This window comes from Actinobacillus porcinus, assembly GCF_901764995.1.
In the GTDB taxonomy this organism is placed as follows: Bacteria; Pseudomonadota; Gammaproteobacteria; order Enterobacterales; family Pasteurellaceae; genus Exercitatus; species Exercitatus porcinus.
Window position 1 is genome coordinate 135,178 of sequence record NZ_CABFKI010000002.1, and the last position, 14,269, is coordinate 149,446.

General features: G+C 41.0%; 13 protein-coding genes. 3 read left to right on the forward strand and 10 right to left on the reverse strand.

What is annotated here, in order from left to right; translation table 11 throughout:
• Position 1: 1 nt before the first annotated feature.
• The 6 genes from xerD to serC all read right to left on the reverse strand — a co-directional run bounded on the left by xerD (position 2) and on the right by serC (position 8,745).
• A complete protein-coding gene (gene xerD / locus E7T07_RS02060) occupies positions 2-895 on the reverse strand; it encodes a site-specific tyrosine recombinase XerD (protein WP_135709268.1) in 894 nt (297 codons plus the stop codon).
• Positions 896-904: 9 nt separating this feature from the next.
• Positions 905-3,385 (reverse strand): glycerol-3-phosphate 1-O-acyltransferase PlsB, encoded by a 2,481-nt coding sequence (plsB, locus tag E7T07_RS02065; RefSeq protein ID WP_135709269.1) that lies wholly within the window; start codon positions 3,383-3,385, stop codon positions 905-907.
• Positions 3,386-3,514: 129 nt separating this feature from the next.
• The gene (gene lysC / locus E7T07_RS02070; RefSeq protein ID WP_135709270.1) at positions 3,515-4,870 is read right to left on the reverse strand and encodes a lysine-sensitive aspartokinase 3; all 1,356 of its coding nucleotides are present in this window, start codon (positions 4,868-4,870) and stop codon (positions 3,515-3,517) included.
• 131 nt (positions 4,871-5,001) lie between these two features.
• Positions 5,002-6,300: a 3-phosphoshikimate 1-carboxyvinyltransferase gene (gene aroA, locus E7T07_RS02075; protein ID WP_135709271.1), complete on the reverse strand. Its 1,299-nt coding sequence runs from the start codon at positions 6,298-6,300 to the stop codon at positions 5,002-5,004.
• 183 nt (positions 6,301-6,483) lie between these two features.
• A complete protein-coding gene (hisC, locus tag E7T07_RS02080) occupies positions 6,484-7,584 on the reverse strand; it encodes a histidinol-phosphate transaminase (protein ID WP_135709272.1) in 1,101 nt (366 codons plus the stop codon).
• A gap of 72 nt (positions 7,585-7,656) precedes the next feature.
• Complete coding sequence (gene serC / locus E7T07_RS02085; protein ID WP_135709273.1) at positions 7,657-8,745, reverse strand: 3-phosphoserine/phosphohydroxythreonine transaminase; 1,089 nt, start codon at positions 8,743-8,745, stop codon at positions 7,657-7,659.
• 198 nt (positions 8,746-8,943) lie between these two features.
• On the opposite strand from serC, the gene E7T07_RS02090 reads away from it, so the two are divergent.
• Positions 8,944-9,285 (forward strand): DUF496 family protein, encoded by a 342-nt coding sequence (locus E7T07_RS02090; RefSeq protein ID WP_135709274.1) that lies wholly within the window; start codon positions 8,944-8,946, stop codon positions 9,283-9,285.
• 128 nt (positions 9,286-9,413) lie between these two features.
• Here the strand turns inward: E7T07_RS02090 and cgtA are convergent, their stop codons facing one another.
• The 4 genes from cgtA to rplU all read right to left on the reverse strand — a co-directional run bounded on the left by cgtA (position 9,414) and on the right by rplU (position 12,228).
• The gene (cgtA, locus tag E7T07_RS02095) at positions 9,414-10,595 is read right to left on the reverse strand and encodes an Obg family GTPase CgtA (RefSeq protein ID WP_135709275.1); all 1,182 of its coding nucleotides are present in this window, start codon (positions 10,593-10,595) and stop codon (positions 9,414-9,416) included.
• Positions 10,592-11,515, reverse strand: coding sequence for a DMT family transporter (locus E7T07_RS02100; protein ID WP_135709276.1), 924 nt, complete (start codon positions 11,513-11,515; stop codon positions 10,592-10,594). The genes cgtA and E7T07_RS02100 overlap by 4 nt, the downstream gene beginning before the upstream one ends.
• A gap of 123 nt (positions 11,516-11,638) precedes the next feature.
• Positions 11,639-11,896: a 50S ribosomal protein L27 gene (gene rpmA, locus E7T07_RS02105; protein ID WP_005626413.1), complete on the reverse strand. Its 258-nt coding sequence runs from the start codon at positions 11,894-11,896 to the stop codon at positions 11,639-11,641.
• A 20-nt stretch (positions 11,897-11,916) separates the two neighbouring features.
• The gene (gene rplU, locus E7T07_RS02110) at positions 11,917-12,228 is read right to left on the reverse strand and encodes a 50S ribosomal protein L21 (protein ID WP_115638522.1); all 312 of its coding nucleotides are present in this window, start codon (positions 12,226-12,228) and stop codon (positions 11,917-11,919) included.
• 233 nt (positions 12,229-12,461) lie between these two features.
• Between rplU and ispB the strand changes: the two genes are divergently transcribed.
• A complete protein-coding gene (gene ispB, locus E7T07_RS02115) occupies positions 12,462-13,433 on the forward strand; it encodes an octaprenyl diphosphate synthase (RefSeq protein ID WP_135709397.1) in 972 nt (323 codons plus the stop codon).
• A gap of 60 nt (positions 13,434-13,493) precedes the next feature.
• Positions 13,494-14,252, forward strand: a complete 759-nt coding sequence (locus E7T07_RS02120; protein WP_180338706.1) for an epoxyqueuosine reductase QueH — start codon at positions 13,494-13,496, stop codon at positions 14,250-14,252.
• Positions 14,253-14,269 lie beyond the last annotated feature (17 nt).

The window sequence follows — 14,269 nt, forward strand, 5'->3', positions numbered from 1 at the left end:
TTTATCCACGCGGATGGAATTTCTCGTGCAAACGTTTGAGCCGCTCTTTTGCCACGTGCGTATAAATTTGGGTTGTAGAAAGATCGCTATGACCTAGTAGCATTTGCACCACGCGCAAATCCGCACCGTGATTAACCAAATGTGTCGCAAAGGCATGGCGTAATACATGGGGAGAAAGGCTGTCACTATCGATTTCCGCTAAAACGGCATAATATTTGATACGATGCCAAAAGGTTTGGCGGGTCATTTGAACGGCACGCTTACTCGGAAATACCACATCAGAACTTTGTCCGTTCAACAACATGGGACGCCCGTAATTAATAAACTGCGTGACCCAATAAGCCGCTTCTTCACCCATTGGCACAATACGCTCTTTATTCCCTTTACCGATTACCCGAACCACCCCTTGCGACAAACTAATATTATCCATCGACAGGGAAACCAATTCCGTGACACGTAATCCTGTGGCATAAAGCAATTCCAACATGGCCTTATCACGTAACTCTAACGGGATTCCTGTGCTAGGTGCTTGCAATAAATCGCCAACTTGTTGTTCCGTTAAATATTTAGGCAAACGGCTCGGTAATTTAGGCGAACTTAAGACCGCACTTGGGTCATCAGTACGGTATTTTTCACGGTATAAATATTGAAAAAAACGCCGCATCGCGCTTAACAGGCGTGCTGTGCTCGTGGCTTTGTAACCTTGATTGACGCGCTCACCTAAAAAACCTTGCAGATCAACAGGATCCAAATCTAACAAGGTTAAAGACTGATCGCACAACCAATTAGACAGTGCGGTCAAATCCAACCGATAAGATTGAATGGTGTTTTCTGACAATCCTTTTTCTAACCAAAGTTCGTTCAGAAAAAGTTCAATGAGCGCGTTATCTTTCATCTAAAGCCTTTACTCGTTTTCCTCTGCTTTATTGGCATTCTCGGCTTTTTCAGCTTCTGTTTCCGCAAAAGCATCTTCATCCGCTTTGTCAATTGCCCCTTTGATGGTGAGTTGGATTTCAGCAGAAATCACATGATCAAAAATATCTGAAAGGGCATTCAATTTGCTGACATCTGCATTGCCTTCTTCATTAAAATAGCCATTTTCTTTCAAGCTATTAATAAAGGTAGAAAAGACTGCCTTATCGAAAAATTCCGGGGCATTAATACCATGTAATACCGCCAAACGTTGTGCCACAGATTGACTTTCTTTTTCCAATACCGCACGGCCGATTTCAGGGTGATTTTGCAAAATATTAATGGTAATGGTGTAACGCTGTAAGATTTCGCGCACTGCAGAAGCCCATAATTGCAGCCTGCGCACTCTTGAGCGGTTAATGCTTAGCATATTTTCATAGCAATGAATTAATTGTTGGCGTTGTAATTCCGCAATAATCAACTCAATTTGCCCCTGAATTTCTTCGGCAGGAATGTGTAAGAATAATTCCGCTTTTAAGAATGGATAAATTTTACTAACGGCATCCACCACTAACTCTTTTTGGATGGCTTCATAATGCAACACCAAACTTGCCACCAAAGACGGTAAAACAAATAAATGTTGAATATTGTTGCGATAATAAGTCATGAGTACTGCAGAATTACGTTCCAAACGTACTAATTCACCAAAATTATCTTTTTCAACCAACACGCCCACGCGATCTAAACCTAAAACGTGTTCTAACATTTCTTCCGGTGTTTCCGTTGGAATAATCACATCCTCAGAATAAGGCACATTTTGTAGGAACTGTTGATAGCTGCCCAATTGCTCCAATAATTGCTCACGAGCAAGAGCGCGTTGACGAGATGACAATAACGCCGTTCCGGTTAAATTCATGGCATTGACTGCTGCTGCTTTGTTGATATTGATCATCACTTGATGAGAAACACTATCCACCGCTTTATTAAACCAAGTTGGACGCTCTTCTGTCTCTTCTTTCCATTCCGGATAATGTTGATTTAAATACGCAGCAAGCGTAATAGGTTCGCCAAAATTCACAAAGCCTTTACCTAAATTGCGTAATTTTTTGATCACACGCAACACTAAGCCCGCATTTTCTTTTTCCTTCTCAGCGCCACGTAATTCTTTCGCATAGGTATCGACTTCAATCACGTGTTCATAGCCCACATAAACCGGCACTACGGAAATCGGTCGAGTTTGGCTTTGTTGCAAGGCTTGCAAAGTCATCGACATCATTCCTGTTTTTGGTGTCAACAAGCGACCGGTACGTGAACGTCCGCCTTCGATAAAATATTCTACCGAGTAACCACGATGGAATAATTCCGCTAAATATTCACGGAACAGGGTGGAATATAAACGATTTCCTTTGAAAGTACGGCGAATAAAGAATGCGCCCCAGCTACGGAATAACGGACCCGCCGGCCAGAAGTTAAGATTGATCCCTGCGGCAATATGCGGTGGCACTAAACCTTGGTGATAAAGTACGTAAGAAAGCAGTAAATAGTCAATATGACTACGGTGACAAGGGACATAAACAATCTCATGGCCATCTAACGCTAACTTACGCACGCGATCGGCATTTTCAACCTGAATACCTTGATATAATTTATTCCATAGCCAACCCAAGAAACGATCCGCTAAACGTAAACTAGTGTGGTTGGTATCCGCCGCAATTTCGTGAAGAATTTTTTCCGCTTCTTTACGTGCTTTTTCAGGGGTTAATTTCTTCGCCTTCGCTTCGTCTTCAATGGCTTGCAACACAACTGGAAGTTGTAACAATTTATTAAACATCGCTTGGCGGTTAGGCAAACGCGGCCCGGTTGCAGAAATACGTTGGCGTGCAAAGTGAATTTTGGCAATTCTCGCTAGTTTCTGCGAAATACGCTCATCTGCACCATGGTTATCTACCATATAACGCATGGAAACCGCTTGAGAAAAACGCACAAACGTATCACGTCCAAACCAAATCGCCGCAATGGTTTTCTGAATACCATTTAATAAACGCAAATTAGGCAAGCCTTTATCTTCACGACCCGGCGAACGTCCCCACAACACAGAAACAGGGATAACTTGAACATCCAATTCCGCTAAAGTGCGGTGAGATTCAAGGTAATTATAAAAAATACTTTCGGTTTCTTTTTTCGCGCCTTTAGATTTGAAAAATTGACGTCCTTCATCTAAGAAAACATAGCGCGGCAAAGATTTGCCGGCAATTTCGTTATTGATTAAAGGATCGGGTAAACCCACATTTAAGCAGTTGTTACGAAAAACAACAAAGTCGGTTTGAGAGGTGTAAGGTAATACATAAACAATGGGTTGCGCCGTATTGAGTTGTAATTCTTCAATCGGGCTATGTGGAATGGGGTTATTTTTAACTAAGAAAGATAACGGAAATTCCAAGCATTTTCTATACAAGTTCATGAGTGCTGACATAATTAAATTCCATTGTGTCTATTAAGATCATATCCGACCAGAGTTTAACATAAAACCACTAGGGTTTCAGCTCAAAAAAAGAGCGAGTCCACAATTCTGTGAACTCGCTCACGAAAAATAACGATAATTTTATTTTTCAAATAATTCGGCGTGTAATGCGCGAACGACATCGTCTGCCTGCGTGCTTTGAACCAGCATACAGACGTTATTCGTGCTTGCACCATAACTAATCATACGCACATTGTATTGATCTAAAGAATCAAACACACGTTTTGCCACACCGGCAGAAATATGTAAGTCGTTACCAATTAATGCGACCAAAGATAAACCTGTATCCACTTTTACTGTGCAAACTTCACTTAATTCCGTGAGTAACTCGTTAGACAATAATTCCGCACCGGATGAAGCTGAGCCTGTTTTATCTAAGGTTAAAGCAACGCTGACTTCTGAAGTGGTAATGGTATCCACTGAAATTTTATGTTTTGCCAAAATGTTAAATACATTTGCTAAGAAACCTTGTGCGTGCAACATATTTAAGCTAGAAAGCGTTAATAAGGTTTGATCACGACGTAATGCAATGGCGCGGAAAGTTGGACGCGGTTGCGGATCACGCGTTACCCAAGTACCGCCATCTTGTGGTGCTTTGCTTGAACCCACATAAACCGGAATATTGCTACGTACAGCAGGTAATAAGGTGGCAGGGTGTAACACTTTTGCACCGAAAGTCGCCATTTCCGCCGCTTCGGCAAAGCTCATGGTATCAATACGTTGCGCTGCCGGTACAATACGCGGATCCGTGGTGTAAATGCCTGCTACATCTGTCCAAATTAATACATCTTTCGCTTTTAATACTTCTGCAATGAGTGCGGCAGAATAGTCTGAACCGCCACGACCTAATGTGGTAGTTTTACCATTCGGATCACGACCAATAAAGCCCTGAGTGATGACTAATTCACCGCGATCGATCAATGGTTTTAAGATATTATCGCTGTTTTTCTGTGTTTGTTCATCGTCTGGTGCTGCTTTACCAAAATGACTGTTTGTCGCCACAATTGAACGCACGTCCAACCAAGTCGATTGTGCATTTAATTCACGTAACACCTCTACGAAAATACGCGTTGACATCATTTCACCATGGCTGATTAACTCATCCGTTAACGCCGCTGAAGTAGCTAATGATGCGGCTTCAGAAAGACTTTCAACATTTTCTAACAAACGTTCAATTTCAGGGCGAACAAGACTATCGTCTTTTAATTCCGCTAAAATATTTTCTTGAATTTGACGAACTTCACCCACTAATTTTGCACGTTGCTGCGCATCTACACCATTGGCTAAAGCCACTAATAAATTCGTCACACCCGCAGACGCAGAAAGCACAACCACACGGGTATTAGGATCCGCTAAAACGATTTTGGCACAAGCCGTCATAGCAGCATGATTAGCAACACTCGTACCACCAAATTTTGCAACAGAAAGATGAGACATAGATAACTCCTGTAAATAAATATTTGTGAATATTTTGAATAACTATACAAATAATAATTTTATTCAATTTTGTCAAACAAAAAATAAGGAAAACACACAAATATTTGTATTTTCCTTAAATATTGTACATTTTATTGCGAAATTCTTGAAAATTCATCAAAGAAAGTCGGGAATGTTTTTGCTGTACATTTTGGATCTAAAATCGTCACCGGTGTATTCGATAACGCCACTAATGCAAAGCACATTGCCATACGGTGATCATTATAGGTTTCAATTTCCGCGTGTTGAAACTGTGCTAAATCCAAGGGTTGAACACGAATAAAATCTTCGCCTTCTTCCACTGTCGCGCCCACTTTACGCAATTCCGTTGCCATCGCCGTTAAACGATCCGTTTCTTTTACGCGCCAGTTGTAAATATTGCGAATAACGGTTTCGCCTTTGGCAAAGAGTGCTGTCGTTGCAATGGTCATCGCAGCATCAGGAATATGATTCATATCCATATCCACACCCACCAATTCACCTTGCTCTGCTTGGATAAAATCCTCGCCCCAAGTCATTTTTGCACCCATTTTTTCCAATACATCGGCAAATAAACGGTCGCCTTGAATACTATTTTTGCCAACGCCTGTGACTTTCACACAGCCCTTAATCGCTCCGGCCGCCAAAAAATAAGACGCCGAAGACGCATCCCCTTCAACTAAAAAGGTTTTCGGCGATTGATATTGTTGGTTTCCTTTCACTACAAAACGTTCGTAATTTTGGTTATCTACATCGACACCAAAAATCTTCATCATATTCAAAGTGATATCGATATAAGGTTTAGAAACCAATTCGCCGATAATTTCAATTTCAGTATCCGCAGAAGCCATTGGCGATGCCATTAAAAGTGCGGTCAAAAATTGCGAAGAAACGGAACCGTCAATTTTTACCTTGCCACCTTTTAAACCTGTATTACGAATTGCTACAGGCGGATAACCGTCTTGCTCTAAATATTGGACATCTGCCCCCGCTTGTAAAAGCGCGTCCACCAAATGTTTAATTGGTCGCTCTTTCATTCGCGGTTCGCCTGTTAATACAATTTCGGCCGGTACGGCATTAGGGGTTGCCAAACAAAGTGCCGCCGTTAAAGGACGCATTGCGGTTCCTGCATTGCCTAAGAATAAAGACAATCCATTTTGCCATTCAAAAGCACGCCCTAACCCTTCGACTTCACAAATCGATTTATCGTCCGAAAGGGTATATTTCACGCCCAAATGCTTTAAGGCATTAAGCATATGACGCACATCATCGCTATCCAGCAAATTGGTCACTTTGGTCGTGCCTTTAGCCAGTGCGGCTAATAATAACGCACGGTTTGACAGGCTTTTTGAACCGGGAAGGTTAATTGTGCCTTCCACGCGGTTAATCGGGTTTAAAGTAATTTTTTCCATTGTATTGATATCGGTCTATCTTGATATAAAGAAGCGGTATTATGTAGCACTTGTACAAAGCTGAAATGGCGGTTGGTGAGCTTGTCGAACCATAAGACATTTCAGCGGTTACTGCACAAGACTTACGTTTCGACAGGCTCAACGACCGTCTTGTGCAACTGCTACATAATATCGTAAATAAGGCTATTTAAGATTTAACACTTTCACCAAGGCGTTAAACAAGCGATCATTTTCTTCCGGTAAGCCCACGCTAATACGCAAATGGTTTGGCATGCCATAACCTGCAATAGGTCGAACAATCACGCCTTCGCGTAACAGGGCGTCATAAATCGGTGCCGCCGGTTGTTTAAAATCAATGGTGATGAAATTGCCTTTTGAAGGGATATATTCCAGCCCATATTGTTGGCAAAATGCTTCATAACGTTTTAGTTCTTGGCGGTTATTTTCCGCCACTTTTTGCACAAAAGCATCATCATTCATTACAGCAATAGCAGATGCTAATGCCAAACTATTCACATTAAAGGGCTGACGCACGCGGTTGAATAAATTGGCAATTTCGGGATTTGATACCGCATAACCAATGCGTAACCCTGCCAAACCGTAGGCTTTGGATAAAGAACGAGATACTACTAAATTCGGGTATTTGTTGAGTAAAGCAAAGGAATCAACGCGCTCATCTGCCGCAGTAAATTCCGTGTAGGCTTCATCTAAAACCACAATAATATCTGACCGCACTTTTGCCAAGAACCCATCAATTTCCGCTTCAGTTAAGAAGTTACCTGTGGGGTTATTTGGGTTAGCAATATAAATTAATTTGGTTTTCTCATTAATTGCCGCTAAAAATGCGTCTAAATCATGCCCCCAGTTTTTTGCCGGGATTTCACGGGCGGTGGCATTAATAGCCTTCGTCACTAAAGGATACACAATAAAAGCATATTGAGAATAAATAATCTCATCTTGCTCTGAAGCAAAAGTATGTGCTACTAATTCAAGTAAATCATTTGAACCATTACCCAAAGTAATTTGCTCAACGTTCACATTAAACTTTTTGCTAATCGCTTGTTTTAAATCAAATCCATTACTATCGGGATAACGGGTTAAATCATCTAACTGCGCTCGAATCGCATTTTTGGCACTTTCCGGAAAACCAAAGGGATTTTCATTCGAGGCTAATTTGATGATATTAGTAATACCTAACTCACGTTCAAGTTCTTCAATAGGTTTACCGGCTTGATAAGGAGAAAGCGATTGTACGCCTTGATTTGCACGTTGTAAAAATGACATAAATTTTAACCGCAGTTTGATAAAATCATAAGAAATAGGGCGAATAGGCTTCGCCCCGACATAGGCGATAAACTAGGCGTTTTCCGCTTCAAATTTTTTCATAAATTCGATTAAGGCTTGCACACCTTCAATTGGCATGGCGTTGTAAATAGAAGCACGCATACCGCCTAATACTTTATGCCCTTTCAAGGCTTGTAAGCCGGCCGCTGTCGCTTCTGCTACAAATTTCGCATTTAATTCATCGTTATCCGTTGAGAAGGTCACATTCATCACGGAACGATTGGCTTTCGCAATATAATTACGATAGAACGTGCTTTGATCAAGATAGCTATAAAGCAATGCCGCTTTTTCTGCATTGCGTTTTTTATAAACATCCAAACCACCTTGCGCAAGCATATGTTTAAACACAAGCGCGCACAAATACCACGCGAATGTTGGCGGTGTATTAATCATCGAATCTGCGTTAGCTTGGATCTCATAGTTCCAAATTGATGGCGTAGCTTGGCGTGCTTTACCGATTAAGTCCTCACGCACAATAACAAGCGTAATGCCTGCCGGCCCTAAGTTTTTCTGCGCACCCGCATAAATTAAGCCAAATTTGCTGATATCCACTTGTTCCGCCATGATGTCTGAAGACATATCCGCCACAAGCACTGCATTTCCTACATTAGGAATATCTTTAATTTGCACCCCGGTGATAGTTTCATTGGTGCAATAATGAACATAATCATATTGTTCTGCAATATCGCTAAAGTCCGTACGATTAACGGAAATCACGCCATTGTCGTCTTTTTCAATAATACTGACTTCATCTAACTCAATAAAATTACGTGCTTCTTTTGCCGCGGTACCGGACCAATGTCCACTATTTAAATACAACGCTTTCCCTTTAGCCCCACCTAAATTCATTGGAATTGCCGCAAATTGACCTCGCGCACCACCTTGCAAGAATAAAATTTTATAATTGTCCGGCACATTAAATAATTGACGTAAATCTTTTTCTGCTTCCGTGATAAGTTCCATAAAATACTTACCGCGATGGCTCACTTCCATCACAGAAGTGCCTTGATTTTGCCAATTTAATAATTCTGCTTGTGCTTTTTCTAATACCGCTTTCGGCATCATTGCAGGACCTGCACTAAAGTTAAATACTTGTGTCATGATTGCTTCCTAATATTTACGTATAATTTTGAAAAAAAGTGCTTGTATTTTTACCACCATCAGCCTGATCAAGCAATGAATTTTCCGTAAATTCAAAAAAAATTTGATCTAAGCCATAAAATACCGCTTAACGCTTTGACGTTACAGAAAAAAAACGCTAAATTAAAGCGTCTGTTTTACTTTAACGAGGCTTAAATAATGGAAAATGCTAGCAAACAATCGTTCCAAGATGCATTGGAATATGTGCGTATTACTCGTCAACGCAATAAATTACTTCGCGATATTGACGATTGCGAACGTAAAATCCGCGATAACAAAAAACGCGTATTGTTACTTGATAACTTAAATGACTATATTCAAGATGGTATGACTATCGCAGACGTGCGCGCCATTATTGAAAATATGCATGATGACTATGAAAACCGTGTGGATGAATATGTTATCAAAGCAGCGGAAATGTCAAAACAACGCCGCGAGTTAAAAGTGCGTATGAAAGAGCTTAAAGCATCACATTCAGTATTAGCTAAAAAAGAGAAATAATCATTAGGGATGTGTTATACGTCCCTATTATTTTGCTAATAGAAAGACAACGATTTATCTATGACACCAACACAAAGTGCGGCCGAAATCGACCGCACTTTTTTTATCAGAGAAGAAAATCAGAAAGATTAATTACCACCACGCTCATAGATAATTTCCACACCTTCGTCATCTTCTTCAGACCAATCGTCCCAGAAATCATCTTCATCTTCTTCAATGGCATTAGCCATGGCTTGTTGGTGATAATCATCCCATTTGAATTTCACGTCTTCCACTTCTTTATTTTCTTCTTCCACTTCACGTGGATTTGCTTCAATAAAGTCCATAATTTCGTTGGTTAAATCAGATACATTTTTACCTGTTGCCGCTGAAATTAAGAAGTAGTCTTCGTCAAAACCTAAACGTTCCGTAATATCTTTCGCACGCTCTTGCGCTTCTTCATCGCTCATGGTGTCAATTTTATTGAACACCAACCAACGGGGTTTATCCGCTAATTTTTCGCTATATTGGAATAATTCATTTTCAATAATAGCAATGTTATCCGCGGGATCACTTTCATCAATAGGCGCAATATCCACCAAATGAATTAATACACGACAACGCTCTAAATGTTTTAAGAAGCGAATACCCAAACCTGCGCCTTCTGATGCGTGTTCAATCAATCCGGGAATATCTGCAATCACGAAACTGCGATCAGCACCGACACGCGCCACACCTAAACTTGGCACAATAGTGGTAAAAGGGTAATCTGCCACTTTCGGTTTTGCCGCAGAAACCGCACGAATAAAGGTAGATTTACCCGCATTCGGCAAACCTAACATTCCCACATCAGCAAGCAACATCAACTCTAACTGTAAATCACGTTTTTCCCCCGGTGTGCCTAAGGTTTTTTGACGCGGTGCACGGTTAACGGAAGATTTAAAGCGCGTATTGCCTAAACCATGATAACCGCCTTTTGCCACCAGCATTTTGGCACCATGTTTGGTTAAATCCCCTAAAATTTCTTTAGTGTCATTATCAATCGCGCGTGTTCCTACAGGTACACGCAACGTAATATCTTTACCACGTTTGCCGGTACAATCTGAACTACGCCCATTTTCACCGCGCTGTGCAGCAAAACGTTTTTCAAAGCGGTAATCAATGAGAGTGTTTAGGTTCTCATCTGCGATTAAATAAACATCACCACCGTCACCACCATCACCGCCATCCGGTCCACCTTTAGGGATAAATTTCTCGCGGCGGAAACTCACACAACCGCTACCACCGTCACCGGCTTCTACTCGAATCAAGGCTTCATCAATAAATTTCATTCTTTTCTACCTTTAAATAATTTATGTCCAATCGCGGACAAACTCGCGCCTAATACTACCACAAAGGCACCAATATAACTTAGAGAATTTAACTGGGGATGTGCAAAATCTTCAGGATCGACAAAGTGTGCGATATGGGAAAAGACTATTGTTAACAGAGGCACCAATGTTAATACCACACTGACTTTAGAAACATCCCAACGATTTAACGCTTCCGCATAAGCACCATAGCCGATCATGGTGTTTAAACAACAATAAATAAAACAGCCCCAAGCAAAAGGGGTTAGGTCATTGACTTGAGCGAACTCTGCAAAGGGCGTAAATACGAAGGCGCATCCTAAATAAATTAATAAGAGAATTTGTTGAGATGAAAAAGATCTCAACATCACTTTTTGTGCCAACCCATAAAGCACCCAAATTAATGCAGCGGAAACACTTAAGAGCACACCAATAATACTTGTATTTAAACTCAAAAACAGTTCAAAACGGTCATTAAAAAAGAACGCTAGCCCAATAATTAAAATAACCAACCCTAATTTTTGGTGCAATCCTAAGGTTTCTTTAAATAAAAGTACGCCTAAAATTAACATTCCAAAAGAAGAAACATGGATAAAAATTTGGGCAATCGAAGGCTCAATAAAGTTAAGTGAAGAACTAAATAAGAAGAAGTTTCCTGCTAAACCAATCACCCCCACGACCGCCCAGATTAAATAAGTGCGGTTGAATTGAATGCGTTTTGGTAATTTATGACGACATGCAAGCAATAAAAACAAAGAAATGGTCGCTACTACAAACCGATACCATACAATGGTTTTTGCGTCCATAATAGCAACGACTTGCTTAAGCGCCAACGGCAAAGATCCCCATGCCATAGCCGCTGTCAATGCAAAAAGAAAACCCAATAAAGGCTGTTGTTTCATTTTTTCCGTCCTTTTTTAGGGGCTTATTTTTAATAAGCCATGATGTTATTATCTAACGACTGCGGACGTTTAATAAAAAAGCCCCACTACATTTAGCAGTGGGGCGTTTTATTCTTTGATAAATTATTCAGTTACAATACTTACGTATTTACGGCTTTTCTCGCCTTTAACTTCAAATTTAACTTTACCGTCAGCAGTTGCAAATAAAGTGTGGTCTTTACCCATACCTACATTTGAACCAGCGTGGAATTTAGTACCACGTTGACGAACAATGATGCTACCTGCTAATACAGATTCGCCACCGAAACGTTTAACACCAAGGCGTTTAGCTTCAGAATCACGACCGTTACGAGTTGAACCACCAGCTTTTTTAGTTGCCATCTACTTGATCTCCTCTGAAATTATGCTTGAATCCCAGTGATTTTCACTGCTGTGAACCACTGACGATGACCTTGTTGTTTACGGCTGTGTTTACGACGACGGAACTTAACGATTTTAACTTTCTCGCCACGACCTTGTTCTACAACTTCAGCCACTACTTTCGCGCCAGCAACTACTGGTGCACCAATTTTAACATCTTCACCGTTAACGACCATCAACACTGAATCGAATTCAACAGCAGAACCTACTGCCACTTCAAGTTTTTCTAAACGAACAACTTGACCTTCGCTTACACGGTGTTGTTTACCGCCACTTTGGAAAACTGCGTACATAAATACTCCGCTCATTTGCGCTTAACGTCAATTCGTCTTAGCGCGTATAAATTCATATAAATAGGTCGCAAATTCTACGGAAAAATCCTACCCTTGGCAAGCAATTATTTGCAATAAAATAAAAAAATCACAAATTTGCCTGTTTTATTTTAGAAATTTCCAAAACTCAGGTAAAATCAACCGCACTTTAACACCATTAAATTGGATTTACATAAATGACACAAACGACTTTAATGGATATGAAAACTATCCAAGCCCTGATTGAATCAGATATGCAAAAAGTGAACGCAGAAATTTTAGCACAACTAAATTCTGATGTCGCGCTCATCAATCAACTTGGTTTCTATATTATTCAAGGGGGCGGAAAACGTATTCGCCCGCTTATCGCCTTACTCGCAGCGCGCGCCATTAATTATCAAGGCGACTTAATGCCAACCTGCGCGGCGTTTATTGAATTTATTCATACCGCAAGCCTATTACATGATGATGTCGTAGATGAATCGGATATGCGCCGCGGACGTGCCACTGCCAATGCAGAATTTGGCAATGCGGCAAGCGTGTTGGTAGGGGACTTTATTTATACGCGTGCTTTCCAATTAGTGGCAAAATTACAATCACTTAAAATGCTCGCGGTAATGGCGGACGCGACTAACGTGTTAGCGGAAGGGGAAGTTCAGCAGTTAATGAATGTGAACGATCCTGAAACCACCGAAGAAAATTATATGAAGGTCATTTATCGCAAAACCGCGCGCCTTTTTGAAGTGTCAACTCAAGCGGCTGCCATTGTTGCCCAAGCGGATGAAAATATCGAACGTGCGTTGCAAGAATACGGTCGCTATCTTGGTACAGCATTTCAATTGGTGGATGACGTGTTAGATTACAGCGCAGAAGCGGAAACCATGGGTAAAAATGTAGGGGATGACTTAGCAGAAGGCAAGCCAACCTTACCGTTGCTTCACGCAATGCGTCACGGCACGCCGGAACAAGCGGCACTCATTCGTTCAGCCATTGAAGAAGGCGGAAAACGCGAAATTATTCATGATGTTTTGGCGATTATGGCAGAGCATCAATCGCTTGAATACTCGATGACACGAGCCAAAGCAGAAGCGCAAAAAGCCGTGGATGCTATTCGTATTTTGCCAGACAATGAATATAAACAAGCCCTAATTTCCTTGGCATATTTATCGGTTGATCGAACCTATTAGCCACCATTTATCTTTGGGGCGTGACAAACGCCCTTTTTTATTTAATTTAATGGAAACTTTATGACTGAAACTGAAAAAACAACAGCAGAAATCATCCAAAGCGCGGTGAATTTCAAAGAAGAATTTAAAAAGCCATCAAAACCACGCAAACAAAAACAAGATCCCAATGCGCCTTATGTGCGTCCTAAATTGATTATGCCAAATGATCATAAAAAGCTCTTGTTGCATACTTGCTGCGCCCCTTGTGCCGGGGAAATTATTGCAGCAGTAATGGCGTCCGATGTGGAATTTACTATTTTCTTTTACAATCCCAATATTCACCCACATAAAGAATATTTAATTCGTAAAGATGAAAATAAACGCTTCGCGGATAAACATAATATCCCGTTTATCGATGCGGATTACGACCGAGCGGATTGGTTTGAGCGTGTTAAAGGTTTAGAACACGAACCGGAACGTGGCGCGCGTTGCACCAAATGTTTCGATATGCGCTTAGAACGTACCGCACTTTACGCGCATGAAAATGGCTTTCCAGTAATTGCCACTAGTTTGGGAATTTCTCGTTGGAAAAATCAAGAACAAGTTTATGACAGCGGACGCCGTGCGGCAAGCCGTTATGAGGATGTTATTTTTTGGGATTTTAACTGGCGTAAAGACGGCGGCTCAGCACGTTCTGACCGCTTGCGTAAAGAAGAACGTTTTTACAAACAAGAATATTGCGGTTGCGTATATTCTTTACGCGATGCCAACCAATGGCGCGAAAGTCGTGGATTAGGAAAAATAGAAATCGGCAAAACGTTCTATTCCCTTGATGAATAAACATTATAAAAAAACAC

Excerpts from the sequence above, each read along its gene's own strand:
- xerD (WP_135709268.1), bottom strand. The coding sequence starts at position 895 with ATGAAAGATAACGCGCTCATTGAACTTTTTCTGAACGAACTTTGGTTA.
- plsB (WP_135709269.1), bottom strand. The coding sequence starts at position 3,385 with ATGTCAGCACTCATGAACTTGTATAGAAAATGCTTGGAATTTCCGTTA.
- lysC (WP_135709270.1), bottom strand. The coding sequence starts at position 4,870 with ATGTCTCATCTTTCTGTTGCAAAATTTGGTGGTACGAGTGTTGCTAAT.
- aroA (WP_135709271.1), bottom strand. The coding sequence starts at position 6,300 with ATGGAAAAAATTACTTTAAACCCGATTAACCGCGTGGAAGGCACAATT.
- hisC (WP_135709272.1), bottom strand. The coding sequence starts at position 7,584 with ATGTCATTTTTACAACGTGCAAATCAAGGCGTACAATCGCTTTCTCCT.
- serC (WP_135709273.1), bottom strand. The coding sequence starts at position 8,745 with ATGACACAAGTATTTAACTTTAGTGCAGGTCCTGCAATGATGCCGAAA.
- E7T07_RS02090 (WP_135709274.1), top strand. The coding sequence starts at position 8,944 with ATGGAAAATGCTAGCAAACAATCGTTCCAAGATGCATTGGAATATGTG.
- cgtA (WP_135709275.1), bottom strand. The coding sequence starts at position 10,595 with ATGAAATTTATTGATGAAGCCTTGATTCGAGTAGAAGCCGGTGACGGT.
- E7T07_RS02100 (WP_135709276.1), bottom strand. The coding sequence starts at position 11,515 with ATGAAACAACAGCCTTTATTGGGTTTTCTTTTTGCATTGACAGCGGCT.
- rpmA (WP_005626413.1), bottom strand. The coding sequence starts at position 11,896 with ATGGCAACTAAAAAAGCTGGTGGTTCAACTCGTAACGGTCGTGATTCT.
- rplU (WP_115638522.1), bottom strand. The coding sequence starts at position 12,228 with ATGTACGCAGTTTTCCAAAGTGGCGGTAAACAACACCGTGTAAGCGAA.
- ispB (WP_135709397.1), top strand. The coding sequence starts at position 12,462 with ATGGATATGAAAACTATCCAAGCCCTGATTGAATCAGATATGCAAAAA.
- E7T07_RS02120 (WP_180338706.1), top strand. The coding sequence starts at position 13,494 with ATGACTGAAACTGAAAAAACAACAGCAGAAATCATCCAAAGCGCGGTG.